This window comes from Symbioplanes lichenis, from assembly GCF_030709675.1.
GTDB lineage: Bacteria > Actinomycetota > Actinomycetes > Mycobacteriales > Micromonosporaceae > Actinoplanes > Actinoplanes lichenis.
In genome coordinates this window covers 164822-191641 of sequence record NZ_JAUZQD010000011.1, presented here as the reverse complement: position 1 = coordinate 191641, position 26820 = coordinate 164822, and the positions used below count along the sequence as shown (strand labels likewise).

The window sequence follows — 26820 nt, the reverse complement described above, 5'->3', positions numbered from 1 at the left end:
AGCCGCCGGCCCGCCGCGTTACCTGGTTCTTACAGGCTGATCGTCGAGACCAGGCCGTACAGACCCACCACCGCACACGCCACCGGGATCACCGCGATCACCGCGAGGTTGTCCAGCAGGTCCGCCGCCCGGCCCAGATAGGGCGACGGCGGCCGCCGCGACCACGCCACCCCGGCGGCGACGACCACCACGGCCAGCACCACCACGGCCGCGGCCGCCACGAGCAGCACGGTCGAGCCGGCGTCACGCACGAGACCTGTGCCCAGGGCGAACAGTCCGGTCAGCCCGCCCGCGAGGAGGGGCACCCGCTGCCGTACGGTCACGAACAACCGCGACCGCAGCAGCAGGGCGGCCACCGCCAGAGCGGCCAGGATCCGCGCCGCCGTCCCGCCCGCGGCCAGCACCACGAAGGCCCCCGCCGCCGCGACGGCGTGCCCGATCAGCATCCCCACCAGCATTTCCTCGGTACGCCCGACCGCCGCCCCCACCCGCGCCCGGTCCGGCCGCTCGTCCGCCCCGGACCGGTCGTCCCGCGAAGCCGCGGGAACAAAAGCCACGGGCATCGCCCCGGGCACGCCACCGAACCGGATCGCCAGCACCGGCAGCAGCCCGATCCCGCACACCAGCACACACATCAGCACCGCCGCCGCCCCCGCCGCCGAGGTCCACAGCCCGGCCAGCGCCGCGAGCGCCCCGAGCAGCCCCGCCGTCACGCCGGCGGCGAAGATCCGGGGCAGTGTGGCGACCCCGGCCCCGGCGAGCACGGCGAAGAGGAGCAGCGCGACCGAGCCCGTCAGCAGCCCGGGCCCGCCGAGCCAGGCCAGCCCGGGCACGGCCCCGGCCGCTTCCGGCTGCGAGATCAGGACGGATCCGCCCGCGAAGGCGTACGGCAGAGCCGCCCCGCCCAGCACCGCCCCGGCCGCCGCGTCCCCGTACGCCCGGGAAGCCGTCGTCCCGGCCAGCGCGAGCAGCACCGCGCCGCCCAGCCCGACGCCCACGCCCGCTCCCCAGCTCGGACCCGCCGCCAGCACCGCGAGCGCGCCCACCGCGAGCAGCACGCCCGCCCCGGCCAGCGTCGCCATCCGGGTCGCGGCCGGCGTCCACGTCACGCTCCGCCTCCGGGCCTCGTCGGCGATCGCCTCGACCACGTCGTCGTACTCGAGCTCCGGCCAGCCCGACCGCGCCGGCCGCAGGTAGAGCACCTCGCCGTCGCGGACGCCCTGCGCGGCGAGCGCCTCGGCGGGGGTGAGGGGCACCCCGTCCGTACGCCGCAGGATCCAGCCGCCGTGCCGTTCGCCGTCGTCGGCCAGCTCCTCGCCGGCGTGCCGCAGCACCTCGGGCAGCAGCTCGGCGAGGGGAACGTGCTCGGGCAGGGCGACGTCGAGGCGGCGCCGCGGCGCGCTGATCGTGACTCGGGCGAGGCCCAGGTTCACGGCACCTCCCATCGACGGACCTGAGGCTATCATGAGCGCTGTGTAACGCATTGAGTGCTCTGAGTTTCTGAAATCAGGGAGGCGGGCGTGGGAACAGTGGTGGTCAAGCGGGCCGCCCGCCGCCCGGCGCCCGAGATCCCCACCGGCGACCTGGTGATCGATCCGCCGCCGGAGGTGCCCGCGGCGGCCGGGAGCCGGTGGCAGCAGGCGTTCATGACGCTGCCCATGCTCGGCGGCTCGGTCGCGATGGCGATGCTCATGGGTCAGGGCCGCGGCGGCGCCCTGTCCTATGTGATCGGCGGCCTCTTCGGGATCTCGTCGCTCGCCATGCTGGCCACCTCGTTCGGCGGCAGCGGGACGCCACGCAAGGCCGAGATGCTGACCGCCCGCCGCGAATACCTGCGCCACCTCGCCGGCCTGCGCCGACGCGTCCGCGACACGGTCGCCCGGCAACGCGCCGGCCTCTACTACCGCCATCCCGACCCGGCCCGGCTGTGGTCGACCGTGGACAGTCACCGGGTGTGGGAACGGCGGCCCGCCGACTCGGACTTCGCGGTCATCCGGGTCGCCGTCGGCCCGCAGACGCTGGCCACACCGCTCGTTGCCCCGGTCACCCAGCCGGTCGAGGACCTCGAGCCGCTGACCGCCGGGGCGCTGCGGCGCTTCCTGGACACGTACTCGGTCGTGCCGGACCTGCCCGTGGCCGTCTCGCTGCGCGCCTTCGCCCGGGTCCACCTGCGCGGGCCCGGCGCGGCGGGCCTGGCGCGGGCGATGCTGACGCAGCTCGCGGTGTTCCATGCCCCGGACGACCTGGTCATCGCCGTCTGCACCGGTGACGAGCAGCGCGCCGCGTGGGACTGGATCAAGTGGCTCCCGCACGCCCGGCACCCCGTCCGCAGCGACCGGACCGGGCCGTTGCGCCTGGCCGCCGGCTCGGCGACGGAGCTCGACCAGCTGCTGGAGGACGTGCTCGGCGATCGGCCCCGCTTCGACCCGGCCGGCGTGGAGCCGACCGGCCCGCACGTCGTGATCGTGCTCGACGGCGCCGGCCCGGACGCGCTCGACGAGGGCATCGACGGGGTGACCTTCCTGGACCTGCACCACGCGCCGCCACGCCTGCTCGACCGCGGGATGCTGGTGCTGGACACCAGCGACGACCAGGCCCTGCACACGTACGCGATGGAGCACGCCGCCCAAGTCGGCCGGCCGGACCACCTCAGCGTCGCCGAGGCCGAAGCCGTGGCCCGGAGGCTGGCGCCCCTGCGGCTCGGCGTGGTCACCACCGCGACGGACGCGCCGGCGCCCACCGGGGCGGGACTGGCCGACCTGCTCGCGCTCGGCGACCCGGCCGCCCTCGACGTGGCCGCGGTGTGGCAGGAGCCCCGGCCGGACCGCGACTGGCTCCGGGTGCCGATCGGGCTGAGCGGGGACGGTTCACCCGTCGACCTCGACCTCAAGGAGTCCGCCCAGGACGGCATGGGCCCGCACGGGCTGCTCATCGGCGCCACCGGGTCCGGCAAGTCCGAGCTGCTGCGCACGATCGTGCTCGCCCTGGCGACCACCCACTCGTCCGAGACGCTCAACTTCGTGCTCGTCGACTTCAAGGGCGGGGCCACCTTCGCCTCGCTCGACCGGCTGCCGCACACCGCCGCGGTGATCACCAACCTCGCCGACGAGCTGGTCCTGGTCGACCGGATGGTGGACGCCGTCGACGGGGAGCTGGTCCGGCGGCAGGAGGTGCTGCGCCGGGCGGGCAACTACGCGAGCCGGCGCGACTACGAGCGGGCGCGTGCCTCCGGCGCCGACCTGCCGCCCCTGCCCAGCCTGCTGATCATCTGCGACGAGTTCTCCGAGCTGCTCTCGGCCAAGCCGGATTTCATCGACCTGTTCGTCCAGATCGGACGGCTGGGCCGGTCGCTCGGCGTGCACCTGCTGCTGGCGTCGCAGCGCTTGGAGGAGGGCCGGTTGCGGGGGCTGGACACCCATCTGTCGTACCGGATCGGTCTCCGGACCTTCTCGGCGCTGGAGTCGCGGACGGTGCTGGGCGTGCCCGACGCGTACGAGCTGCCGCGCGCGCCCGGCCACGGCTACCTGCGGTTCGGGACCGAGCCGCTGGTGCGCTTCCGGGCGGCGTACGTCTCGGGTCCCTATCGTCCGACCGGCCGCGTCGCCGGACCCCGCCGGGCCGGGGAACCGCTGGTCCTGCCCTTCTCGACCACACCCCACCTTCCGCCCGTACGCCCGGCCGGCGCGACCCGCGAGGTGACCCCGGCGCTCGGGGCGACGCTGCTGGACGTGCTTGTCGACCGGCTCGACGGCGAGGGGCCGCCCGCCCACCGGGTGTGGCTGCCGCCGCTGGAGGACTCGCCGACCCTCGACGACCTGCTCGGGCCGTTGAGCACCGATCCGGCGCGCGGGTTGTCCGCCTCCCGGCCCGAGCTGCACGGCGCGTTGCGCGTACCGGTGGCTCTCATCGACAAACCCCGTGACCAGGTACGCGACGTGCTGTGGCTGCACCTCGCCGGCGGCTCGGGCCATGTGGCGATCGCCGGCGGCACGCAGTCCGGCAAGTCGACGCTGCTGAGGTCATTGATCCTCGGGCTGGCGCTCACGCACACGCCGGCCGAGGCGCAGATCTACTGCCTCGACTTCGGTGGCGGCGCCCTGGGCCTGATCCGGGACGTGCCGCACGTCGGCGGGGTCGTGCAGCGCCTCGACCCGGTGGGCGTGCGCCGCACGGTCGGCGAGATCACCGCCCTGCTGGCCGAGCGCGAGCGCCGCTTCGCCGACCTGGGCCTCGACATCGCGACCTATCGGGCGCAGCGGGCGGCGGGTGAGCACGCGGACGACCCGTTCGGCGACGTGTTCCTGGTCGTGGACGGCTGGTCGACGCTGCGCAACGAGTTCGACGACCTCGAGAACGCGATCACCGACATCGCCACGCGCGGCCTCTCCTACGGCATCCACATCGTGGCCGCGGCGCCGCGGTGGATGGACTATCGTCCGGCGCTGCGCGACATGTTCGGCACGCGGGTGGAACTGCGCCTCGGCGACCCCACCGACTCGGCGGTCCATCGCCGGGCCGCGGGCGAGGTGCCCGACCGGCCCGGCCGCGGCATCGTCGGCGACGGGCTGCACTTCTTGACCGTACGACCGGAGCTGCACGACACCACGGGACCGGGCCTCGCCACCCGGCTCGCCGCGGCGTGGAGCGGCCCGGTGGCGCCCAGGGTCCGGATGCTGCCGGGCTCCCTGGCGTACGAGGAAGTGCGGGCCGGCGCCGGTCTGCACCTGCCGATCGGCATCGCGGAAGCCGACCTGCGCCCGGTGACGATCGACTTCGCGAGCGACCCGCACTTCGTCCTCTTCGGCGACGCCGAGTGCGGCAAGACCTCGTTCCTGCGCGCGCTCGCCACCACCGTGACCGGCCGCTTCGACCCCAAGCAGGCGCGGATCATCCTGATCGACTATCGGCGCGGCCTCATGGACCTGCCGGAGAGCGACCACCGCATCGGATACGGCATCCAGCCCCAGCAGACCCTCGAGCTCATGCAGAACGTGGCCGGCTACATGGACCGCCGCCTGCCCGGTCCCGACGTCAACCGGCAACAACTGCGCGACCGGTCCTGGTGGAGCGGCCCGGAGCTCTTCGTCCTCGTCGACGACTACGACCTCGTGACGGCGGGCAGCACCAACCCGCTGCAGCCGATCCTCGACCACCTGCTCCAGGCCCGCGACATCGGCCTGCACCTGATCATCGCGCGCCGGGCCGGGGGCGCCGCGCGGGCGATGTTCGACCCGGTGATCCAGCGCCTGCGTGAGCTGTCCTCGCCCGGTCTGGTGATGGCCGGGCCGCCGGACGAGGGTGCCCTCATCGGTCCCGCCCGCCCCGGCCCGCTGCCGCCCGGCCGGGGGCGGCTGGTCACCCGGCGCGAGGGGTTGCGGCTGGTGCAGCTCGCCTATCTGCCGCCCTTCCCGCCGTCATGACCGCCGGCCTCCCCCGCCCGCGGCCGGTCTCATGACCGCCGGCTTCCCTCGCCCGCGGCCGGTCTCGTGACCGGCGGCCTCCCCCGCTGGGGGTCGGTCCCGGGTGGGCGTCCGTCCGCCCTTCCGGGTCGACGAGCGGGATGAACGGACAAGTCGTGCGATCGGCCTTCACGGATACGGGCAACGATGCGCCGATTCGGAGTAATCTCCGTGCATCAGTGTCCATCATCAGAACGGCCCGCTGACCAGTGAGAGCTCGAAGCGAAGCACCGTGCGCGTCCCGCCGACGGCGACGTGACGCCGACGCGCCGCACCCGGCCCCCGGCGGTGCCCGTTGGTGAGACTGCCCGCCCGCGTCGCCGCTGCGACCTCCGCTGCCTGTCTCTGCGCCGGCCTCACCGGCGCGCCCGCCCTCGCTGCCCCCGGTCCCGCCGCTGACCGCTCCGGAGGCGGCGTGGCCGCGGCCGGACCGCTCGCCGAGCCGCTGCGCGGTGACTCGATCCGGGCCGACCAGTGGCAGCTGCAGACGCTGCGGGTCGCCGGCGCCTGGACCTATTCGACCGGCGCGGGCGTGACAGTCGCCGTCGTCGACTCGGGCGTGGACGCCGATCACCCGGACCTGAAAGGTCAGGTGCTCAAGGGGCTGGACCTCGTCGACACCGGCGGCGACGGCGACACCGACCTCGTGGGGCACGGCACCACGGTCTCGGCGCTGATCGCCGGGCGCAACGACGACGACGAGGGCGTGGTGGGCATCGCCCCGAACGCCAAGATCCTGCCGGTGCGCGTCCTCGACCGCGAGAACAGATACGACGACGCCATGATCGTGGCCAAGGGCGTGCGCTGGGCGGTCGACAACGGCGCCCGGGTGATCAACCTGTCGCTGGGCGGCAACGGCACGAGCGCGGCCCTCGCCGCCGCCCTCGACTACGCGTTCGCCAAGGACGTCGTCGTGGTCGCGTGCACGGGCAACGCCGGCGCCTCCACGTCGCCCGGCGTCTGGTACCCGGCCCGCGAGCCCGGCGTCATCGCCGTCGCCGGCATGGAGAAGGACGGCACCGAGCTGTGGTCCGGCTCGATCACGGGCAAGGAAACCGTGGTCACGGCCCCCTCCACGCACCTGGTCGGCGCCCGCCCCGAGGGCTACTGGCAGGTCCAGGGCACGAGCTTCGCGGCCCCGATGGTCTCGGCCACGGCCGCCCTGATCCGCTCCCGCTGGCCCACCATGTCCGCGGGCGAGGTGGTCAACCGCATCATCAAGACCGCCCACGACCTGGGCCCCCAGGGCCGCGACGACGAGTACGGCTACGGCATGGTCGACCCCACGGCCGCCCTCACCGCCGAGCTGCCCGCGGTCGCCCGCAACCCGCTCGACACGACGGCGTCGCCGGGCATCTCCCGCATCGGCAGCGCCCCGAGCGCCGGCCAGGCCCAGTCCGCCCCCGACACGACCGGCTCCGGCACGGTCGGCGCCCGCGTCCCGGGCTCCAACGCCGGCAGCGCCATCGCCGGCGCCGACCTCCCCGCCCCGGGCCACTCCCCCGGCTGGTGGGCCACCGCCGCCCTCTTCCTCGTCACCCTGCTGGCCACGGCCCTCGCCATCCGCCGCTTCGCCGCGGCCTGAGCCCCGCGCCGCTCCGCCACCGCCTGAGCCCCGCGCCGCTCTCCGCCGCCGCCTGAGCCCCGCGCCGCTCCGCCGCCGTCTGAGCGCCACGAGCGAGCGTGCCCAAGCGCCCGGCCTCCGCGCCACGAGCGCCCCCGACGCGATGGGCGTCGGGAGGACGCCCCCTACGCGCAGTCCCCGGTCTTCACCCCGCGCGTCCGCTGCGTCCCGAGCCGCGCCGTGCTCGCGGCCTCGTTGGCGGTCAGCGCGAAGCCCACGTTCCGATCGTCCGCGGCCGCGGCGAAGATGACGCCGAGCACGTCGCCGTTCTGCGAGACCAGCGGCCCGCCCGAGTTGCCGCTCTGAACGAGCGCCCGGATCGTATAGATCTCGCGGGTCACGTTGCCCGCGTCGTAGATGTCGGGGCCGGTGATGTTGCTGACCTCGCGGACGCGGGCGCTCTCCGCGCGGTAGGGGCCGTCCAGCGGGAAGCCGAGCACGACCGCGTTGGCCCCGGTGCCGGCCGGGCGCTCCACGAAGGGCATGACCGGCGCCTTGAGGCCGGGCACGTAGACGACCGCGAGGTCACGCTCCGGGTCGTAGACGACGACCTTGCCGTCGAGGCGGTCGTCCTGCGTTTCCACCTGGACGTTCTTGGTGCCCGCGACCACGTGCGCGTTGGTCATGATGCGCTCGTCGGCGTAGACGAAGCCGGAGCCCTCGATGCGGCGGGAACAGCTGGGGGCCGTACCGAGGACCTTGATGACCGACTTGCGGGAGTCGACGACGACCTGAGACTTGGCCAGGGTCGGGTCCGGCGGGTCCACCTGGCGGGCGTTGGTCCTGGTCAGGCCGCCGAAGACGTCGGGGAAGCCGTCGGTGTTGAGCGACTCGCGCAGCCCGGAGGAGAGCGCCTGGGCCTCCTCGGGGAGGAGCTGGTTGACCCCGTTGAGGATCGCACTGTCCCGCACCGCCGCGTTGAGGGCGGGGAACGGCGTCGAGCCCATGGGCACGGCGATGAGCCACGCGACGAGCAGCACCGCCGCCACGGAGACGGCCGCGCCGCCCGCGTCGTCGAGGCGCTGCAGCGGGCGGCTCGCGATCGCGCGGCGGACCCGGGTGCCGAGCCAGCCGGCCAGGGTCTGCCCGAGCACGGCCAGCGCGAAGATCGTCACCAGCGAGACGATCAGCCGGGTGGTGGGGCTGTCGAACTGGTTCGCGAGCAGCGGGCCGACCTGCAGGCCGATCAGCAGGCCGCTGAAGAACCCGCCGAACGACAACGCCCCGATGACGAAACCCTGCCGATAGCCGCTGACCGCGAAGATCAGCATGAGCACGATCAGGAGTACATCGACCACAAGCACTCGCCCAGGGTAGAAGTGACAGTCACGGGACCACCTCGCCGGTCGCCGCCGGAGCCGATGCAGTCGCCTGAGCAGCGTCGGTCTCCGCCGCGGGCGTCCCGCGGAAGGCGGCCGGCACCTGCGAGTCGGGCAGCGTCACGAGCCGGCCCGGCTCCCACGGCTTGCTCCACCCGGCCAGGTCGAGCAGGGTCGCGATGACCCCGGCGGTGAAGCCCCACACGAGCATGTCGCTCACCTGGAACGCCGGGCCCACCCAGCCACTACGGTGCTGGACCCGCACGCGGTTCACCGGATTCACCAGATCGGCGACGGGCAGCCGGGCGACCCGGTCGACCTCGTCCGGGTGTCCGGGCCGCACCGGGTGCGGCGCGTGCCACCAGGCGAGCACCGGCGTCACCACGAACCGGCTCACCGGGATGTAGAGCTCGGGCAGCGTCATCAGCACGGTCGCCGAGGCCGGGTCGAGGCCGACCTCCTCGTGCGCCTCGCGCAACGCGGTCGCTGCCGGGTCCTTGTCCTCCGGGTCGGCCGCGCCGCCGGGAAAGGCCGGCTGACCGGCATGGGTACGCATGGTGCCCGCCCGTTGCAGCAGCAACAGATCCGGCTCCCCGGGCCGCTCCTCGCCGAAGAGCACGAGCACAGCGCTCGCCCGCCCCCCGCTCGCCGGGGGCGCCAAGGTCGTGAAATCGCTGGTACGCGCGGCGGCCGCCCGGCTCAGCAGGGGCTCCCACCAGCTCGGCCGGCCCGCCGCGGCGCTCATCAGGCGACCGTCACGCCGGTGTGCTCCCGCACCAGCCGGCCCAGGGTGGGTTTGTCGAGCGCCTGGCCGGTGTAGACGAAGGTCTCGCCGGCCGGATCGACGAAGACGGTGACCGGCAGCGTGCTGCGGCCCAGCGCGGTGAGCAGCTTGGTCTCCCGGTCGTAGAGCGTCGGCATCGACACCATGTGCTCCGCGGCGAAGGAGGCGCCGGCGTCCTTCTGGTCGCGGGTGTCCACGCCCAGCACCCGCAGCCGCCCGGCCGTCACGTCGGACAGCTCCTGCATGAGGGGCAGCTCCTCCCGGCACGGTCCGCACCAGGAGCCCCAGAGGTTGATGACGGCGGGCCCGGGCAGGTCGGCGACCCGGATCTGCTCGCCGCCGGTGAAGCAAGGCAGCGACACGTCGGGCAACCGCGAGTCGTCACTGTCGGTGACAGCAGAAGAATCAGCGGAAATGCTCGAAGGGGCGGGCGACGCCGCCTGTGAGGGCAACGGATCGGTCAGGCCGGCGCAGGCGGCGAAGGGTGCGACCGTCTTCTCGCTCTTCTCCTCCGGCGCCACCCGGCCGGCCGTGCAGCCCCCGAGCACCAGCACCATCGGCGCCGCGACCCAGGTCGCGGCCCGCAGAGAGACGGAAGCAGCGGCGGGACGGAGAGGCCTCACGGCGCCTCCGGGGTGACCACCGCGGCGGCCGGCACCAGCTCGGGGTCGACGCCCGCCTGCACCGCGAGCTCCCGGGCGCGCGGGCCCTTGAGCAGCTTGGCCGCGGGCGCCGCCTCGGTCGGCCCGGTGCCGTAGGACGGGCACATGCTCGCCAGCGTGCAGGCCCCGCAGGCGGGCTTGCGGGCGTGGCAGACCCGGCGCCCGTGGAAGATGATGCGGTGCGACAGCATGGTCCAGTCGCGCTTCTCGATCAGGTCGGCGACCAGAAACTCGATTTTGACCGGGTCGTCCTCCTGCACCCAGCCGAAGCGGTTGACCAGGCGGCGGAAGTGGGTGTCGACGGTGATGCCCGGCACGTCGAAGGCGTTGCCCAGGATCACGTTGGCCGTCTTGCGGCCGATGCCCGGCAGCGCGACCAGCTCGTCGAGCGTGTGCGGCAGGACGCCCTCGTGCCGCTCCTCCAGGGCCTGACCCAGCTTGATCAGCGAGTCGGTCTTCGCCCGGAAGAAGCCGGTCGGCCGCAGGATCTCCTCGAGCTGCCCCCGGTCGGCGGCGGCATAGTCGGCCGCGGTCCGATAGCGCGCGAAGACGGTCGGCGTGACCTCGTTGACCTTCTTGTCGGTGCACTGGGCGGACAGGATGGTCGCGACGGCGAGCTGCAGCGGCGTCTGGAAATCGAGCTCGCAGTGCGCGTCGGGATGGGTCTCCGCCAGCGCCTTGGCCATCTTGCGGGCCCGGCGCTTGCGCCCGATCGGCGTCTCGTTGGCGAACCGCTTGGCTGACCGGACGAGCACGGCCGCGCCGGCGGACGCGGCGACGAGGGGACGACTCACGGAAGCAAGAGTACGTCGCCCGTACGACAGTCACTTCGGGGCCGCGATCGCTCCGTCCTGGCCGATGACCGCCGCCGAGTCGCCGAAGTCCGCCTTCGAGAGCTCGCGCACCCGCGCCAGCCCCTTCTCCTCCGAGCTGTCCCGCGTCGGCTTCCCGGCCGGGTTGATGGCCGTGGAGAGGAACTTGCCGCCGGTGAAGGTGCCGTCCTTGGTGAGGGTCACGTGCAGGATGCCGCCGTAGCCGAGCACCCCGTCCCGCTTGAGCGTCTTGCCGCCGGCGGCGAAGTTCCCGAGGCTGTACGCGATCAGCTTCCCCTGATAGAACTCCATGCCCCGCAGCACGTGGGGCCCGTGCCCGACCACCACGTCGGCGCCCGCGTCGATGACCGCCCGGGAGAACTTCATCGGGTCGCCCCTGTTCTCTCCGGCGAACAGCTCGCTGCCCGGCCGCACGTGCACCTTCTCCGAGCCCTCGGCGCCCATGTGCACCTGCACCACGACCACGTCGGCCTGCGCGGCGGCCTCCTCGACGATCGCCTTGGCCGCCGGAAGGTCGTTGACGTTGTTCGCCGTGGCGTAGGGCGAGAACCCGAGCACCGCGACCTTCACGCCCTTGACCTCGACGACCGTGATCTCGCCCTGGGCGCCGGTGTGCTCGAGCCCGGCACCCTCCAGGGCCTCGACCGTGCTCGTGTAGCCCTGCGGCCCGAAGTCGCTGGAGTGGTTGTTGGCCGTGTTGAGGAGCTCGAAGCCGGCTTCCTTGAGGTGCTTCGCGTACTTCGGCGGGGACCGGAAGGCGAAGCAGCTGTCCCGGGGCGGGGAGCCGCATTTGCTGGTGCCCGTGTCCTCGGTCAGCGGCTGCTCGAGGTTGCCCATGACGAGATCGGACTTGAGCCCCGGCGCCACCGAGTCGAAGAACCCGGCGCCGTCGTTGGCCGGCAGCCGGCCCGGGACGCTGCCCATGATGATGTCGCCGGTGGCCGAGAAGGTGAAGGAGTCGGGCGAATCAGGCGTTTCGGCTGCGGCGGGGGCGGCGCTGGTCGTACCCTTCGAGGGTGCGTCCTGCCACCGGGCCTGCGATGTCTCCGGGCTCCGGTCGGCGAGGGCCATGCCGCCGACCCCGGCGCCCAGAAGGGCCGCGACGACGATCGTCGCGGTGAGGACGGGGCGGCCGAAGAGGCCCCGGCGCTGGTTCGGGGGCTGGGCATTCATCGACCGGGACGATACCGTCGGGCGACAAGGGGCCACGACGGTCGAACGGACAGCCTTCGCTCACCGAGAGCGACGGTTTTCCGGCGCGTCCGGGGGTGGCGGTTACGCTCAGAGATCCAGTTCGAGGGGTGCCCGCCCGTTTACGGCCCGCGTGCGCCTAGACTGATCGTGCGCGGCGAAGGCGCGTAGTCGGAGGTACAGCGATGGATGAGGTACTGGCTCGCAGCGGGATCTTCCAGGGCGTTGACCCGGAGGCTGCCGAGGCGCTCGCCAAGGAGATGGAGACGATCGAGTTCCGGAAGGGCGACATCGTCTTCAATGAGGGCGAGGCGGGCGACAGCCTTTACATCGTTCTCTCCGGCAAGATCAAGCTCGGCCGGCGGGCGGCCGACGGCCGGCAGAACCTGGTCTCGATCATGGGCCCGTCGGACATGCTGGGCGAGCTCGCCCTGTTCGACCCGGGTCCCCGGACGGCCACCGCGACCGCGGTGACCGACACGCGGCTCGCGCGGCTGAAGAAGTCGTCGCTCCGCCCGTGGCTCAACAACCGCCCCGAGATCGCGGAGCAGCTGCTCCGGGTGCTCGCGCGGCGGCTGCGGCGCACCAACGACGCGCTGGCGGACCTGATCTTCACGGACGTCCCCGGTCGTGTCGCGAAGAACCTGCTCCAGATGGCGGGCCGCTTCGGCACCCGCGACGGTGGTGTGCTGCGGGTCACGCACGACCTGACGCAGGAGGAGCTGGCGCAGCTCGTCGGCGCCTCCCGCGAGACCGTCAACAAGGCCCTCGCGGACTTCGCGTCCCGCGCCTGGCTGCGGCTCGACGGCAAGAGCGTCATCATCCTGGACCCGGAGCGGCTGGCCCGGCGCGCCCGCGTCTGACCCACCGCCCGGCACCACGATCGGCCCCGAAGGCCGTCTCCCCGGAGGGAGGCGGCCTTCGAGTCGTGCCCCGGTGAAGGCCACTGAATCGGACAAACGGTGCATAACTCTCCCTGATCGAGGGCAAGAGCGTCCGTGTCGCAGCCGCCTACCTAGTCGTTAGCGGAATGGTCGATACGACGGTCGAGAGGGCGCGGTCTTGAACGAGGTGGCGGGCGTGCAGTGCAGCGGGGTGAGGACGTGACCGTGCTGGACACCGCGATCGACCCGCGGACGCCCGCGTACCTGGCGAACCGGAGCGCGATGCTGGAGCGCCTCGCGGAGCTGGAGTCCGCCCTCGAGGCGGCCAAGGCGGGCGGCGGCGAGAAGTGGGTCACGCGGCATCACGCCCGGGGCAAGCTGCTGCCCCGCGAGCGCGTCGAGATGCTGCTCGACCAGGACAGCCCGTTCCTCGAGCTGTCCCCGGTCGCGGCCTGGGGCTCGCAGTTCCCGGTCGGTGCGAGCGTCGTCACGGGCATCGGCGTCGTCGAAGGCGTCGAGTGCGTCGTCATCGCGAACGATCCGACGGTGGACAGCGGCGCGGTGAACCCGTACACGGTGGAAAAGATCCGGCGGGCCGCGCGCATCGCCGCGGTCAACCGGCTGCCGCTGGTCAACCTGGTCGAGTCGACCGGGGCCGCGGCCCCGACGGGCCCACCGCCGGGCGGCGCGATCGCCCGGGACCTCAGCCAGCTCACCGCGGACCGGGTGCCGACCGTCTGCGTCGTCTTCGGCGCCACGACCGGTGACGCGGCCTATCTGCCGGCGCTGTCCGACTACACGATCATGGTGCGCGGGCACGCCAAGATGCTCACGATCCACCCCCAGCCGGTACGCGCGGCCGGCGCCAACGGCCGCCCGGTCCCCGAGGTCCGCAGTGCGCCGACCGTCCCCGCGGGCGTGACCGGCCCCGCCGACCAGTTGGCCGAGGACGAGCGGGACGGCCTCCGGCTGGCCCGGCAGTGCGTCCGCCGGTTCAACTGGCGCAAGCGCGGCCCGCACCCCCGCACGTCGCCGCCGCCCCCGCCCCGCTACGACGCCGAGGACCTGCTCACCATGGCCGGGCCCGACGCGCAGTCGGTCTTCGACCCGCGCGAGGTGCTGGCCCGGGTCCTCGACGACAGCGACTTCGACGAGTTCAAGCCGGCCACCGGCACCGGCCTGGTCACCGGCTGGGGCGAGCTGCACGGCTACCCGATCGGCGTGGTCGCCAACCTGGGCAACCCGTTCTCGCCGGCCGAGACGCAGAAGGCCGTCCACTTCATCCAGCTCGCCAACGCGACCTCGACCACGCTGCTGTTCGTGCAGTACACGGGGACGCCGGCCGCCGAGCCCAACGAGGCCGCCGACGTCCGGCACGGCGCGCCCCTGGTGCACGCCGTGGCCAAGTCGACCGTGCCGCATCTCACGCTGATGATCGGCGCCGCGCCGCCCGACGAGGCCGGCGGCATCTACGGCCGGGCGTACGAGCCCCGCTTCCTGTTCAGCTGGCCGGTCGAGCGGCCGGTGGACGGCCCGCTCGGCAAGCTGCCGGACGACGGGGTCATCGACCCCCGCGACACCCGTACGGTGCTCGGCCTCTGCCTTTCCGCCGTGCACAGCGCGTCCGTGGAAGGCGCCGAACACGTAGGCGTCTTCCGACCGTAGGAGAGGTGGAGCAGAGCAGTGATCCGACGTCTACTGGTGGCTGACCGGGGTGAGATCGCCCGCCGGGTCTTCGCCACCTGCCGCCTCGTCGGCATCGAGACGGTCGCCGTCTACTCCGATGCCGACGCCGACGCCCCCCACGTCACCGAGGCGGACTACGCGGTACGGCTGGCCGGTGGCACCGCGCCGGCGTCGACGTACCTGCGCGGCGATCTCATCATCGCCGCGGCGCAGCGGGCCGGGGCCAACGCCATCCATCCCGGCAACGGCGCCCTGGCCGAGGACCCCGAGTTCGCCGCCGAGGTCACCGGCGCGGGCATGATCTGGGTCGGCCCGCCCGCCAAGACGCTCGGCACGCTGCACAGCAAGGCCGGGACGAAGGAGATCGTGGCCGAGGCGGGCGTGCCCGTGCTGCCGACCTTCGGCGACCCGGAGGACGTCGCGGGCTTCCCGGTGCTGCTCAAGCCCGCGGGCGGCGCCGGCGGGGCGGGGCTGCGCGTGGTGCGCGACCCGGCGACGCTGGCCGAGGCGGTGGCCTCGACCCGGCAAGAGACCGGCGACGAGGTCTTCTGCGAGCCCTACCTGGAGAACGTCCGGCACATCGAGGTGCCGATCATCGCCGACACGCACGGCGCGGTGGTGCCCTTCGGCGAGCGCGAGTGCTCGGTCCAGCGCCGCTATCAGAAGATCATCGAGGAGACGCCGTCTCCCGCCGTCGATCCCGCCCTGCGTGAGCAGCTGTGCCGGGCAGCCATCATCGCCGTCCGCGCGGTGGGCTACGTCGGCGTCGGCGCGGTCGAGTTCCTGCTCGACGACGAGGGCGACTTCTGGTTCCTGGAGCTCACGCCGAGCCTGCAGGTGGAGCACGCGATCACCGAGTGCGTCTCCGGATACGACCTCGTCCGGCTGCAGCTGCTCGTCTCCGAGGGCGGTCACCTGCCCATGCCCGGACCGCCGCCGATCCGCGGGCACGCCATCGAGGTGCGGATCTGCGCGGAGGACCCGGCGTACGCGTGGCTGCCCGCCGCCGGCACGCTGCACCGCTTCCGCGTACCGGACGTGGGCGGGTCGTTCCGTCCCCTCCCGCAGCCCGGCCTGCGGCTCGACGCCGGGGTGGTCGACGGCTCGGTGGTCGGCGCCGAGTACGACACCATGCTCGCCAAGCTCGTCGCGTGGGCCCCGACCCGGCAGGAGGCCGCCCGGATGCTCGCCTCCGCGCTGACCCGCTCGGAGATGCACGGCGTGGTGACCAACCGTGACCTGCTCGTCCGGGTGTTGCGCCACGGCGCGTTCCGGGCCGGGGACGTCGACACGGGCTTCCTCGACCGGCATCCCGAGGTGTTCGCGCCGTTGCTGTCCTCGGTGGACGCCGTACGCATCTCGTGTCTGGCCGCCGCCCTGGCCGGGGCCGCCGCCCGCCGGTCCGCCGCCCCCGTGCTGCGCTCGTTGCCGTCCGGCTGGCGCAACGTCCCGTCCGGCTCGCAGACGGCCGTGTACGACGGCCCGGCCGGCCCGGTCGAGGTCGGCTACCGGATGAACCGCCACGGCGAGCTGGCCGGCTGGTGGGTGCGCTCGGTGGACCCGGAGGAGCTCGACCTCGCCGGGCTCGGCCAGGCCCCGACGCTCGACGACCACCCGCCGACGGTCGTGGTGCACGCCGACGGCTCGCGGGTCGATCTCGACGTCAACGGCATCCGGCTCACGCTGCGGGTGCATCGGGTCGGCGAGGTGTCATATGTGGACAGTCCCGAGGGCTCGGTGGCGCTGCGGGAGTTGTCGCGCTTCCCGTTGCCCGCGCCCGAGGCGACCGAGGGGTCATTGATCGCGCCGCTGCCGGGTGCTGTGCGGCGCGTGCTGGTCGTTCCCGGTCAGCGGGTACGCGCCGGCGAGCTCCTGCTCACCCTCGAGGCGATGAAGCTCGAGCATCCGGTGCACGCGCCGTCCGCGGGCGTGGTCGCCTCGTTGCCCGTACACCCGGGGGCCGAAGTGGACACCGGCGAGCTGCTCGCCGTGCTCGACCCGGAGTGATCACCCGCGGGCCAGCACCGCACCCCGCAGGCTGCCCGGGCCCTGACCGGCCAGGCAGCGGAAGGTCCGCTCGTCCCCGACCGGAGGCAGCACCGACAGCGACCACTGCGCGCTGTCGGTGCGGGTGGTCGTGCGGTGGAACGTCTTGCGGCTGCAGACCTCGAGCACCGCGGGATCGGTAGTGACCGCGGCGCGGTCCCGCGGGTCGAGCCCGTCCCGCAACGCCCCCACCGCGAAGACTTCCCAGCTGTGGTGCGCGGAGCAGGCAACCCGGTGGGCCACAGCGCTGCCCGCGCGGGGCGTGAAGCACTCGACCTCGTCGGGACAATGGTCACTCGAAGCCGGGCAACCCGGCAGCTGCGACATGGCCACCGGCACGGTGGGAGTGGTGCCGCCGGGCGTGACCCAGAGCCCACCGACCGTCAGCAGCAACGCCCCGAAGCCGCCCAGGAACCACTTGCGCTTGCTGCGCTTGGCCGGGTTCTCGGTGTTGACGGTCGGCGTCTCGTCGGGCGCCGAGGAGTCCCGCGTGGGCGTCACCGGCGGCACGGGCCGCGGCTGCCTCTCGAAGGGCTGCGGCGCCGCGGTGGACCGGTAGACGGAGGCGGTCTCGAAGCGCAGCCGGCTCAGCATCTCGCGCAGCTGCTCGGCGGTCGGCCGGGCGCGCGGGTCGTTCGCCATGCCGTACCGCAGCACCTCGGTCAGCGCGTGCGGCACGCCGTCGAGGTCCGGGATCGGCCGGTTGAACAGGTCCATCAGGGTGATCAGGCTCGGACTGCGGTCGCTCTCCCAGCGCGGCGGGCGCCCGGCCATCACCGCGTAGAGCGTGGCGCACAGCGCGTAGACGTCCACGGCGCCCGAGGGGTTGGCGTGGGAGAACATCTCCGGCGGCGCGTACGCGGGGGTCAGCACCTCCAGCGTCACCGACGAGTCCCGCATCTCACCCAGCACGGCCAGCCCGAAGTCGGCCAGCACCGCCGGGTTGAAGTGCGAGTAGAGGATGTTGGCCGGCTTCACGTCGCGGTGCAGCACCCCGTTGGCGTGCGAGTGCACCAGCGCGTCGGCGATCTTCTCGCCCAGGTCGCGGGCCTCGGCGGCGCCCAGCGGCGACACCCGCATGCGGTCCAGGTACGACCCGTCGCACAGCTCCATGATCAGGTACGGGTGCTGGTCCACCGTGACGCCGACGTCGAAGAGGTCGACCACGTGCGGGTGCGACGACATCCGCCCGGCGGCCTTGGCCTCGCGCAGGAACCGGGCCTGGTCGCGCGGGTTGTCGAGGGTCCTGTTCTCGACCTTGATCGCGACCTCGCGGCCCACGGAGTCCTGGGTGGCCCGGTACACGGTGGCGTATCCGCCGCGGGCCATGACCGACAAGCCGGACATGCCAGGCACGTAGGGCACGGGCAGGCGGCCAGGCGGGGTATCCGTCACGGCCATAAAAATACGCGACCCGCGTACCGGATCATCCCGGCACGTCAGACGCGTACGCGACAGATTCCGGCGGATCCACGATGGAGAGACTCAGCGCGTCCCGGACCTCCTCGGCGGCGACCCGCTCGCTGAGCTGCTCGGTCGAGCGGGCGAGCAGCACGGCCTCCTCCGCGGCGGCGCGCGCCTCGGCCAGGTTTCCGGCGGCCGCCTCGACCCGGGCCAGCACCAGGGCGGCGAGCACCCCGCTGCGGACGTCCTCGGCCCTGACCTCGCGGGCCCGGCGCACCCAGGTGCCGGCGGTGTCGACCCGGCCGTCGGCGAGCAGGGCCGACGCGTACGAAGCCAGCGCGTGCCGCCGCGAGAACAGCAGCGACGCCCCGGTGTCGCTGGCGATCGGCGCGAGCAGCCCGACCGCCGTCCCCGGGTCGCCGGCGCGCATCCGGGCCTCTGCCAGCAGCACCCGCGGCCCGACCTGCGCCGGCGCGAGCGGATTGTGCGGCTCGACGGCGCTCATCACCCGCCGGGCATCCGCCTCGGCCGCCTCCACGTCGCCCCGGCGCAGCGCCACGAAGCCGCGCAGGACCCCGGCCATGCCCAGCAGCAGCGGGTGCCCGGTGCGGTCGGCATAGCCGAGGGCGTCGGTGAGGAGGTCGTACGCATGGTCGGGCTCGTCCAGCCCGCGCGCGATCACGCCCCGGACCACCAGCGCCAGCCCGCGGCCCCAGTCGTCCTGGACCGCGTCGAAGTCCCGGAACGCCCGGCGCGCCTCGCCGTCCGCCGACGCCAGATCGCCCAGCTCGGCCGCGGCGTAGGCCTCGACGGCCCGCAGCGTGCCGACCGCCCAGCCCTCGCCGACCCGGTCGCCGAACGGCAGGAAGATCCGGGCCAGCCGGCGCGACTCGTGGAGCCGGCCCGCGAGCAGCCGGGCGAAGGCCGTGGTGCCGCGCAGCCACGAGCGGCCCACCGGGTCGCCCAGCTCGGCGAAGAGGCGGGCGGCCCGCCCAAGGACGGCGTCCGTCCCGGCGAAGTCGCCGCGGGTGGTGGTCACCCAGGCCAGATTCTGCAGCGCCCAGGCCTGGCCGTGGCGGTCTCCCGCGGCCAGCGTCACCTGGTAGGCGGCCGCGAACCGGCTGCTGGCCCGGCTCAGCTTGCCGGCCAGGAAGTCGGCCATACCGAGACGGCGCATCGCGTTGGCGCGCTCCGGGGCCAGCTCGGCCTCCGTCGCCACGTCCAGCGCCTCCTGCCACGCCTCGACCGCCTGCGACTGATCGCCGAGCGCCTCCTGGGCGCGCCCGATCACGAGCAGCGCCTCCGCGCGGGAGACCGGGTCGGGCGTACCGCTGTGGGCAATCTTCTCGCCGGCCTCCAGCGCCTCCTTGGCCCGGCCCAGGCGCAGCAGCGCGCGGGCGTGCACGAGCTGGTCGGAGAGCGGCAGGCCGTCGCGGGCGATGGCGGCGGCCCGCTCGGCGTACGTGATCGAGGCCGCCGGCTCGATGTTGGCCAGCGCCCGCCGGGCCATCCGGCCGAGCGCCGCGACCCCGAGCGGCGCGACCTCCCGGACCGTGGCGTCGGGGCGCAGGCTGACCGCGTCGGCCAGCTCGACCGCGCACTCGGCGTGGGAGGCGACGAACGCGTCCCGCTCGTTCTCGCCGAGGCTCAGCCGCGACGCCGCGTCGTAGCCCAGCGCGTCGATCGTCTCCGGGGCGGCCCAGCGGGCCAGGAAGGCGTGCCGCTCGGCGAGGTCCGCCCGGCCGATGCCCGCGTACGCCGCCTCGCGCATCAGGGGTGTGCTGAAGGCATAGCCGCCGCGGACCCGGTGCAGCATGCGGCGCTGGAGCAGCTCGTCGACCGCGCGCTCGAGGTCGGCCTCGGCGACCGCCCCCGGCCCCGCACCCGTCGGCTCCCGCCGCTCGCGCAGGGCCTCGATCACGCCGGTGGGCACGCTGTCGCCGCCGACGGCCGCGTCCCGCAGCACCGCGCGCGGCTCGCTCGGCAGCGCGTCGATGCGGGCGGCGAGGACCGCGGCGAGGTCGCGGGAGAGCAGCTGACTGCCCATCGAGCCGGCCGCGAGCTGCCACATGCCGGCCGCGTTGGCGCCCACCGCGGGCATCAGCGCGCCCCGCTCGAGGAGCAGCGTGACCAGCTCGGCCAGATAGAACGGGTTGCCCTGCGCGGTGGCGAGCAGGCGGTCCGCGTCCGGCTGCGGGAGCTTGCCCCCATTGAGGTACGACGTCAGCAGGCGCGACGCGTCGGCCCCGCGCAGTGGCGGCAGGCTGTGGATCTCGGCGTCCGCGAGCCCGGTCAGCGCGCCGGCCGTGCGCACCAGCTCGGGGCGGCCGAGCAGCAGCAGCACCACCGGGCCGTCGAGCCGCGACAGCACGCCGCCGAGCGCCTCGATCGTCTCCGCGCTGGCGTCGTGCAGGTCGTCGACGATGACCACCAGCGGCGCCTCCTTGGCCAGCGCCGTGAGCAGGCCCGCCACCGCCGCCGGGATCGTCTCCGTCTCGGGCAGCGAGCTCGTCGGCTGCCACTCGGCGACGGCGTTCGGCCCGACCGGGTTCGCGGGCGCCTCGCCATAGCCGAGCAGGGCGAGCAGCCGGTCGATGTCGACGTCCGGCGCCTCGCCGTCGCGAGTCAGCCGGGCCACGACCTTGCGCAGCCGCTCCTCGACCACCGCGCGGGTCATCGCCGTGGCGACGTCCTTGGGCAGGCCCACGGCCTTGCGGACCAGGTCGGCCAGGGGGGCGAAGCGGCGCCGCTCGCCGAACGCGCGGCAGCGGGCGCGCAGCACCCGGGCACCGGTGTGCGAGGCGAAACGATCCGGCCCGACGTCGTAGCCCGCGGCCAGCCGCTTGACCTCGCCCGCGAACCGGGTCTTGCCGATGCCGGCCTCCGCGGTCATCACCATGACGCGCGGGCTGCCGGTGTCGATGACCTCGGCGAGACGGCCGGCGACGCGGCCCAGCTCGGCCTCGCGGCCCACGAAAGGGGCCTCGTCGCCGAGGCCCGAGCGGGTGCCGGGAGCGTCGCGGAGACCCAGCAGCTCGTACGCCGGAACGGGCTCCCGCTTGCCCTTGAGCCGTAACGCGCGCAGCTGTCGCCACGCCGCGATGTGTCTCGTGCCGGCCGACGTGCGCGTGCCCGCGTAGACCGCGCCGACCGCGGCGGCGTCGGCCAGCCGGGCGGCGGTGTTCACGGTGTCGCCGATCACGGTGTATTCGATCGAGGCCTGGATGCCGGCGACCACCTCGCCGGTGTTGAGGCCGACGCGCAGGCCGGTCGGGGCCCCGCCGCCGCGCTCGTCGTCGAGGACCCGGCGCACGGCGCGCTGCATGCTCAGGGCGGCCCGCACGGCCCGCTCGGCGTCGTCCTCGTGGGCCACGGGCGCGCCGAAGACGGCCATGATGCCGTCGCCGGTGAGCTTGTCGACGTGCCCGCCGAAGGTCTTGACCGCGCCCGCGAGCGCCGCGAGCACCCGGTCGGTGACCGCACCGACCCGCTCCGGGTCGAGGTCCTCCGACCAGGACGTGAAGTCCGAGAGGTCGCCGAAGAGCACCGTCACGATGCGCCGCTCGGCCGCCGGCAACGTGGCCGCGGCGGGCAGCGCGGCACCACAGTTGTGGCAGAAACGGGCATGGGGAACAGCGACGGTCCCGCAGACTGGACAGGTCACAGCGGGTCCAACTCTTCCGGGCCGGGCTGTGATTCCCGCCTCAGATGCTCGAGCTGCGCGCGGGCGCTCCACTCCGCCGCGAAGCGCACGGCGGGGTCGATGTCCGGATAGACGACGTCGACCACGGCCTCGGGAGTCTCCGCCCCGCCCGCCAGCGCGGCCCGGACCTGATCGAGCCGCTCACGCCGGTGGGCGAGATATTCCAGCGCCAGCTCGGCGCAGTCGGACCGCGCCGGGCCGTGGCCCGGCAGCATGAGCATCGGGTACGCCGTCAGCAGCTCGAGGCTCGTGAGATAGGCCCCGAGATCGCCGTCGGGCCAGGCCACCACGGTCGTGCCCCGCCCGAGGATCGTGTCGCCGGTGAAGATGCCGGCCGTGTGCCCGTCGGTGGCCGTGAAGCAGACGCTGTCGGCGGTGTGCCCGGGCGTGGCCAGCACCTGAAGATCAAGGCCCGCCAGGGCCAGCGAGGCGGGGAACGGGTCGCCGAGCTTCGGGTCCGCCGTCAGCACCGGCACCCCGCCGAGCATCCGGGAGAGCGCCTCGGCCCCCTCCACGTGGTCGTGGTGGCCGTGGGTGATCAGGATCGCCGCCAGCGGCCGGTGCTCGGCGATCGAGGCGAGATGCCCGGCGTCCTCGGGCCCGGGATCGATCACGACCGTCTCGGAGGCGCCCGGGGCGCGCAGCACCCAGGTGTTGGTGCCGTCCAGCGTCATCGGGCCCGGATTGGGCGCACGCAGCAGCGACAGCCATTCCGGAAACCGCTCGACCTGCGACGACACAGCTCACCCCCCAGCCGCATGGTACGTCGCCGAACGGCGGAGGGCCGAGCACGGAATGTGCGACCCGGGCATCCTCCGGTCACGTTCGGCGACGTACTCCACACGTCGCAGGGTGGTCAGGCGACCTCGGCGATCACTTCCACCTCGACGGGGGCGCCCAGGGGCAGCTCCGCCACGCCGACCGCGCTGCGGGCGTGCCGGCCGATCTCGCCGAGCACGTCGCCGAAGAGCTGCGAGGCGCCGTTGATCACGCCCGGCTGGCCGGTGAAGCCCTCCGCCGACGCCACGAACCCGGTGACCTTGACGATCTTCACCAGCCGGCCCAGCCCGACCAGCGCCTCGATCGCCGCGAGCGCGTTGACCGCGCACTGCCGGGCCAGCTCGGCGCCCTGCTCGGGCGTGACCTCGGCGCCGACCTTGCCGGTGTAGGGCAGCTTGCCCTCCACGAGCGGCAGCTGGCCCGAGACGTAGACATGGTTGCCGGACTGCACGGCCGGCACGTAAGCGGCCAGCGGCGGCACGACCGGGGGCAGGGTGATGCCCAGCTCGGCCAGCCGGGCGTACGCGTCCGCGCCGCCCGCGCCGGAGACCGGCGCCGGGGCCGTCATGCCTTCGGCCGCTTCATGTAGGCCACCAGCTGGTCCGGGTTCGGGCCGGGCACGACCTGCACCAGCTCCCAGCCGTCCTCACCCCAGTTGTCGAGGATCTGCTTGGTCGCGTGGACCAGCAGCGGCACCGTCACGTACTCCCACTTCTGCATTGCTCGCCCGCCTCCGGGTTGTCCTGCCGATCGTCGACGCCAGCGTAGTCACGCAGCGCGGACGCGCCTCCGCAGCATCCGGTTTCCACTAGTCTGGTCGGCGGGGAGGGGCGGCCCCCGGGCCGGACCAGGGAGCACGATGACGCAGCAGCCGTCACCGGACGATGGCGCATGGCCTTCGTCGGTCGCCGCGGCGCAGGACCCGCCTCTCGACACCCCCGCCTCCCCGCCGGAGTGGCCGCCGCTCGGCGCGTACCCCGAGGATCCTGTGCCGCCCGCGCACGCGTACGCGCCGCTCGAGTACTACGCGGAGGCCTACGACGACGACCGGAGCACGGACCAGTTCCCCGCGGTCCCGGCCGACGCCGCCGAGTTCCCCGCGGTTCCCGCCGACGCCGTCGAGGTCTCCGGGATCCCGCCCGATGCCGTCGAGGGGGAGGTCGTCTGGCACCAGCCGCCGCCGGTCGAGCCCTTCCACGCCAAGCACGAGAAGCCCGGCGAGTGGCACACCCACCCGCCCGACCATCTCGCCTTCCACCACTCGCCGCCGGCCGAGGTGCAGCCCGGCGTCCAGCACGACCAGCCCACCGAGGCGATCCCGCTGCGCATGCTGCCGCAGCCGTGGGAGGTGCCCTTCGACCCGCAGCACGCCGAGCCCCACCCCGCGCCGCCGCCCCCGCGGCAGCGGCGCACCGGGCGCTGGGTGGCGCTGGCGGTGGTGCTCACGCTGCTGATCCTGGCGGGCGGGGCGGTCTCGGCCATCCTCCTGCTGCGTGACGCGGACAGCGGCAAGGGCTCCCCGGACCCGGCGACCGCCGTCGACCGCTTCATGACCGAGGTCTACACGCGGCAGGACGCCACCTCGGCCGCCGAGCACGTGTGCCGGGAGGCCCGCGATGCGACGCAGCTCACCAGCCGGGTGGCCGAGATCGAGGGGTACGCCACCGAGTACCCGGCCCCGGTGTTCGCCTGGAACGAGCCGTCCGTGCGGTCCAACACCGGCGACAAGGCCCTGGTCGACGTACAGCTGACCATGACCACCGACGACGAGCGGGCCGCCCGCCAGCAGCTCACCTTCACCGTGGTCCGCAAGACCGGCTGGCTGGTCTGCGACGTCAACAGCCGGGCGTAATCTCGGGTGCATGGGTCAGAGTGAGTGGCCGGCGCGCCTGCACGTGGTGACCGGCAAGGGCGGCACGGGCAAGACGACCGTCGCGGCGGCGCTCGCGCTCGGGCTGGCCGCGGGCGGGCACCGCACGCTGCTCGTGGAGGTCGAGGGGCGCCAGGGCATCGCCCAGCTCTTCGGGCTGGAGCCGCTGCCCTACCGGGAGCTGCGCATCGCCACCCCGCCCAAGGCCGACGGGGAGGTCCGCGCGCTCGCGGTCGACCCCGAGGAGGCCCTGCTCGAATATCTGGACATGTTCTACAAGCTCGGCGCGGCCGGCCGGGCGCTGCGCAAGATCGGCGCGATCGACTTCGCCACCACGATCGCCCCGGGCCTGCGGGACGTCCTGCTCACCGGCAAGGTCAAGGAGGCGACCACGCGGTCCGCCGAGGGCCGCCGGGTGTACGACGCCGTCGTGCTGGACGCCCCGCCCACCGGCCGGATCGGGCGCTTCCTCAACGTCACCACGGAGACGGCGAAGCTCGCCAAGATGGGCCCGATCAAGACGCAGAGCGACGGCGTGGCCTCCCTGCTGCGCTCGCCGATCACCTCGGTGCACGTGGTGACCCTGCTCGAGGAGATGCCGGTCCAGGAGACGCTGGACGCCGTGGCGGATCTCACCGCCCTGCGCATCCCCGTGGGCCGGATCATCGTCAACGCCGCCCGGCCGCCCCTGCTGGCTGGGGCCAAGGTCACCAAGGCCGAGCTCAAACGCGGGCTGGTCGCGGCCGGGCTGCCCAGCGACGCGGCGACCGTGGCCGGGCTGCAGACCGAGGCCAAGGCGCACCTGACCCGGCGGGAGCTGGAGGAGTCGCTGCGCGCCGACCTGGCCGAGGCGGACTATCCGCTGGTCGAGCTCCCGCTGCTCGAGGCGGGCATCGATCGCGCGGGGCTGGACAAGCTCTCCGGTCTCCTCATGAGTGTCTGACCCGCCACACAGCGCAGCGCCCGGGCCGGAAGTCGTTACGCTCGAATGGTGGCTTCCGATCACACCGCCCCGCTTCTGGACGTCGACGCCCTGCTGGCGGACCCGGCGACCCGCATCGTCGTCTGCTGCGGAGCCGGCGGGGTCGGCAAGACCACCACGGCGGCCGCCCTGGGCCTGCGCGCGGCCGAGCAGCACGGCCGCCGGACGGTGGTGCTGACCATCGACCCGGCCCGCCGGCTGGCCCAGTCGCTCGGCCTGACCGAGCTCGACAACACGCCCCGGCAGGTCAAGGGCATCGACACCGAGGCGACCGGCGGCGAGCTCTTCGCCATGATGCTCGACATGAAGCGGACCTTTGACGAGGTCGTGCAGCAGCACACCTCGCCGCAGCGGGCCGCGGAGATCTTCGCCAACCCCTTCTACCAGGCCATGAGCTCGACCTTCGCCGGCACGCAGGAGTACATGGCGATGGAGAAGCTGGGCCAGCTGCGCGCGGCGGACGAGTGGGACCTGATCGTCGTCGACACCCCGCCGTCCCGCTCGGCGCTCGACTTCCTGGACGCGCCGGCCCGGCTGTCGCGCTTTCTCGACGGCAAGATGCTCCGCCTGTTGATGGCGCCCGCGCGCGGCGGCCGCAGCATGTTCAGCCTGGTCACGGCGTCCTTCGGCGTGTTCTCGCGGGCCGTGCAGAAGATCCTGGGCGCCCAGCTGCTGACCGACCTGTCCGGCTTCGTGGCCGCCCTCGACTCGATGTTCGGCGGCTTCCGGCAGCGCGCGGACGCCACGTACCAGATCCTGCAGGACCCGCAGACCGCCTTCCTGCTGGTCGCCGCGCCGGAGCCGGACGCGGTCCGCGAGGCCGCGTATTTCGCCGAGCGCCTGGTCGCCGAGCGGATGCCGCTGGCCGGGCTGGTGCTCAACCGGATCCACCGGACCGCGCTCGACGCGGTGCCGCTGGCGGAGGCCGAGGCGGCCGCGACGGCCCTGGAAGCCGAGGGCGATCAGGCGGTGACCGCGGACGCCCTGCGGGTGCACGCCCACCTGCTGCGCCAGATCGAGCGCGAGATCGGGGTGGCGGCCCGCTTCACGGACGCCTTCCCCGCCGTGCCGACGGTGGCGGTCACAGCACAGCCCGCCGACGTCCACGACGTCGACGGGCTGCGAACGATCGGTGCCGCTCTGGCCCCGTGATCAACGGGTCGAGACGAGCACCTTGTCAGCGCCCTTCTCGCGCAGTGCGGCCTCGAACATCTTGCGCCAGCTCGCCACGTGCGGGTGGCGGCGCAGCAGGGCCCGCCTTTCCCGCTCGGTCATGCCGCCCCAGACGCCGAACTCGATACGATTGTCGAGTGCGTCCGCGAGGCATTCGTAGCGGACCGGGCAGCTGCGGCAGATCCTCTTGGCCACGTTCTGCTCGGCGCCCTGCACGAAAAGCGCGTCAGGGTCGCCACTCTGACACGCCGCCATGCTGGGCCAGTCGCTGATCATTCCCATCTGGTTCCGTCCCCCCTTGCCTTTCACCCCCTGACGCCGGCCGAGCCCGTGCCAGTCCGCGGCGGAAAACCGAAACGGAGTGTCCGGGTCCCCCGAGCCACACGGCGTCACTGCGATGTCTCGCCGGACCATCATGCT

20 protein-coding genes are annotated in these 26820 nt (G+C 73.7%); 8 read left to right on the top strand and 12 right to left on the bottom strand.

Going from position 1 to position 26820, the window contains the following annotated elements; all coding sequences use genetic code 11:
- Positions 1-29 precede the first annotated feature (29 nt).
- A complete protein-coding gene (gene eccD / locus RAN62_RS26395; protein ID WP_305787587.1) occupies positions 30-1433 on the bottom strand; it encodes a type VII secretion integral membrane protein EccD in 1404 nt (467 codons plus the stop codon).
- An 87-nt stretch (positions 1434-1520) separates the two neighbouring features.
- Here eccD and eccCa point away from each other — a divergent pair, with 87 nt between their 5' ends.
- Positions 1521-5420 (top strand): type VII secretion protein EccCa, encoded by a 3900-nt coding sequence (eccCa, locus tag RAN62_RS26390; RefSeq protein WP_305787454.1) that lies wholly within the window; start codon positions 1521-1523, stop codon positions 5418-5420.
- A 334-nt stretch (positions 5421-5754) separates the two neighbouring features.
- Positions 5755-7044 carry a type VII secretion-associated serine protease mycosin gene (gene mycP / locus RAN62_RS26385; RefSeq protein WP_438874547.1) on the top strand — a complete coding sequence of 430 codons (1290 nt, stop codon included), beginning with the start codon at positions 5755-5757 and terminating at the stop codon, positions 7042-7044.
- Positions 7045-7208: 164 nt separating this feature from the next.
- Here the strand turns inward: mycP and RAN62_RS26380 are convergent, their stop codons facing one another.
- From RAN62_RS26380 to RAN62_RS26360, 5 genes are all read right to left on the bottom strand, one after another.
- The gene (locus tag RAN62_RS26380; RefSeq protein ID WP_305787452.1) at positions 7209-8387 is read right to left on the bottom strand and encodes a MarP family serine protease; all 1179 of its coding nucleotides are present in this window, start codon (positions 8385-8387) and stop codon (positions 7209-7211) included.
- A 22-nt stretch (positions 8388-8409) separates the two neighbouring features.
- Positions 8410-9147 carry an NUDIX hydrolase gene (locus tag RAN62_RS26375; RefSeq protein WP_305787451.1) on the bottom strand — a complete coding sequence of 246 codons (738 nt, stop codon included), beginning with the start codon at positions 9145-9147 and terminating at the stop codon, positions 8410-8412.
- Complete coding sequence (locus RAN62_RS26370; RefSeq protein WP_305787450.1) at positions 9147-9809, bottom strand: TlpA family protein disulfide reductase; 663 nt, start codon at positions 9807-9809, stop codon at positions 9147-9149. Before RAN62_RS26370 ends, RAN62_RS26375 begins: the two co-directional genes overlap by 1 nt.
- The gene (nth, locus tag RAN62_RS26365; RefSeq protein ID WP_305787586.1) at positions 9806-10603 is read right to left on the bottom strand and encodes an endonuclease III; all 798 of its coding nucleotides are present in this window, start codon (positions 10601-10603) and stop codon (positions 9806-9808) included. The genes RAN62_RS26370 and nth overlap by 4 nt, the downstream gene beginning before the upstream one ends.
- A 69-nt stretch (positions 10604-10672) precedes the next feature.
- Positions 10673-11854, bottom strand: a complete 1182-nt coding sequence (locus RAN62_RS26360) for a CapA family protein (RefSeq protein ID WP_305787449.1) — start codon at positions 11852-11854, stop codon at positions 10673-10675.
- A 203-nt stretch (positions 11855-12057) separates the two neighbouring features.
- Between RAN62_RS26360 and RAN62_RS26355 the strand changes: the two genes are divergently transcribed.
- From RAN62_RS26355 to RAN62_RS26345, 3 genes are all read left to right on the top strand, one after another.
- Positions 12058-12735: a Crp/Fnr family transcriptional regulator gene (locus RAN62_RS26355; RefSeq protein ID WP_067509198.1), complete on the top strand. Its 678-nt coding sequence runs from the start codon at positions 12058-12060 to the stop codon at positions 12733-12735.
- A 240-nt stretch (positions 12736-12975) separates the two neighbouring features.
- A complete protein-coding gene (locus RAN62_RS26350) occupies positions 12976-14421 on the top strand; it encodes a carboxyl transferase domain-containing protein (RefSeq protein ID WP_305787448.1) in 1446 nt (481 codons plus the stop codon).
- 18 nt (positions 14422-14439) lie between these two features.
- Positions 14440-16449, top strand: coding sequence for an ATP-binding protein (locus RAN62_RS26345; RefSeq protein ID WP_305787447.1), 2010 nt, complete (start codon positions 14440-14442; stop codon positions 16447-16449).
- On the opposite strand, the gene RAN62_RS26340 is transcribed toward RAN62_RS26345, so the two are convergent.
- From RAN62_RS26340 to sp36, 5 genes are all read right to left on the bottom strand, one after another.
- Positions 16450-17883 carry a serine/threonine-protein kinase gene (locus tag RAN62_RS26340; RefSeq protein WP_305787446.1) on the bottom strand — a complete coding sequence of 478 codons (1434 nt, stop codon included), beginning with the start codon at positions 17881-17883 and terminating at the stop codon, positions 16450-16452.
- A 31-nt stretch (positions 17884-17914) separates the two neighbouring features.
- Positions 17915-21556, bottom strand: a complete 3642-nt coding sequence (locus tag RAN62_RS26335) for an adenylate/guanylate cyclase domain-containing protein (RefSeq protein WP_305787445.1) — start codon at positions 21554-21556, stop codon at positions 17915-17917.
- A complete protein-coding gene (locus RAN62_RS26330; protein ID WP_305787444.1) occupies positions 21553-22335 on the bottom strand; it encodes an MBL fold metallo-hydrolase in 783 nt (260 codons plus the stop codon). The genes RAN62_RS26335 and RAN62_RS26330 overlap by 4 nt, the downstream gene beginning before the upstream one ends.
- A 116-nt stretch (positions 22336-22451) precedes the next feature.
- Complete coding sequence (locus tag RAN62_RS26325; RefSeq protein ID WP_305787443.1) at positions 22452-22943, bottom strand: RidA family protein; 492 nt, start codon at positions 22941-22943, stop codon at positions 22452-22454.
- Entirely contained in the window at positions 22940-23095 is a 156-nt protein-coding gene (sp36, locus tag RAN62_RS26320; RefSeq protein WP_305787442.1) for a Sp36 family protein, read from the bottom strand. Before sp36 ends, RAN62_RS26325 begins: the two co-directional genes overlap by 4 nt.
- Before the next feature lie 139 nt (positions 23096-23234).
- On the opposite strand from sp36, the gene RAN62_RS26315 reads away from it, so the two are divergent.
- The 3 genes from RAN62_RS26315 to bagB are packed head-to-tail and all read left to right on the top strand — an operon-like array spanning position 23235 to position 26379.
- Positions 23235-24227: an Rv0361 family membrane protein gene (locus RAN62_RS26315; RefSeq protein WP_305787441.1), complete on the top strand. Its 993-nt coding sequence runs from the start codon at positions 23235-23237 to the stop codon at positions 24225-24227.
- Positions 24228-24237: 10 nt separating this feature from the next.
- On the top strand, positions 24238-25188 hold the full coding sequence (gene bagA, locus RAN62_RS26310) for an ATPase BagA (protein ID WP_305787440.1): 951 nt from the start codon (positions 24238-24240) through the stop codon (positions 25186-25188).
- A gap of 45 nt (positions 25189-25233) precedes the next feature.
- Positions 25234-26379 (top strand): ArsA family ATPase, encoded by a 1146-nt coding sequence (gene bagB, locus RAN62_RS26305; protein WP_305787439.1) that lies wholly within the window; start codon positions 25234-25236, stop codon positions 26377-26379.
- On the opposite strand, the gene RAN62_RS26300 is transcribed toward bagB, so the two are convergent.
- Positions 26380-26682 carry a WhiB family transcriptional regulator gene (locus RAN62_RS26300; RefSeq protein ID WP_041832981.1) on the bottom strand — a complete coding sequence of 101 codons (303 nt, stop codon included), beginning with the start codon at positions 26680-26682 and terminating at the stop codon, positions 26380-26382.
- Between the last annotated feature and the right edge of the window lie 138 nt (positions 26683-26820).

Coding starts and splice junctions, on each gene's coding strand:
- RAN62_RS26375 (WP_305787451.1), bottom strand. CDS start 9,147: ATGAGCGCCGCGGCGGGCCGGCCGAGCTGGTGGGAGCCCCTGCTGAGC.
- RAN62_RS26360 (WP_305787449.1), bottom strand. CDS start 11,854: ATGAATGCCCAGCCCCCGAACCAGCGCCGGGGCCTCTTCGGCCGCCCC.
- RAN62_RS26355 (WP_067509198.1), top strand. CDS start 12,058: ATGGATGAGGTACTGGCTCGCAGCGGGATCTTCCAGGGCGTTGACCCG.
- RAN62_RS26325 (WP_305787443.1), bottom strand. CDS start 22,943: ATGACGGCCCCGGCGCCGGTCTCCGGCGCGGGCGGCGCGGACGCGTAC.
- sp36 (WP_305787442.1), bottom strand. CDS start 23,095: ATGCAGAAGTGGGAGTACGTGACGGTGCCGCTGCTGGTCCACGCGACC.
- RAN62_RS26315 (WP_305787441.1), top strand. CDS start 23,235: ATGACGCAGCAGCCGTCACCGGACGATGGCGCATGGCCTTCGTCGGTC.
- bagA (WP_305787440.1), top strand. CDS start 24,238: ATGGGTCAGAGTGAGTGGCCGGCGCGCCTGCACGTGGTGACCGGCAAG.
- bagB (WP_305787439.1), top strand. CDS start 25,234: ATGGTGGCTTCCGATCACACCGCCCCGCTTCTGGACGTCGACGCCCTG.
- RAN62_RS26300 (WP_041832981.1), bottom strand. CDS start 26,682: ATGGGAATGATCAGCGACTGGCCCAGCATGGCGGCGTGTCAGAGTGGC.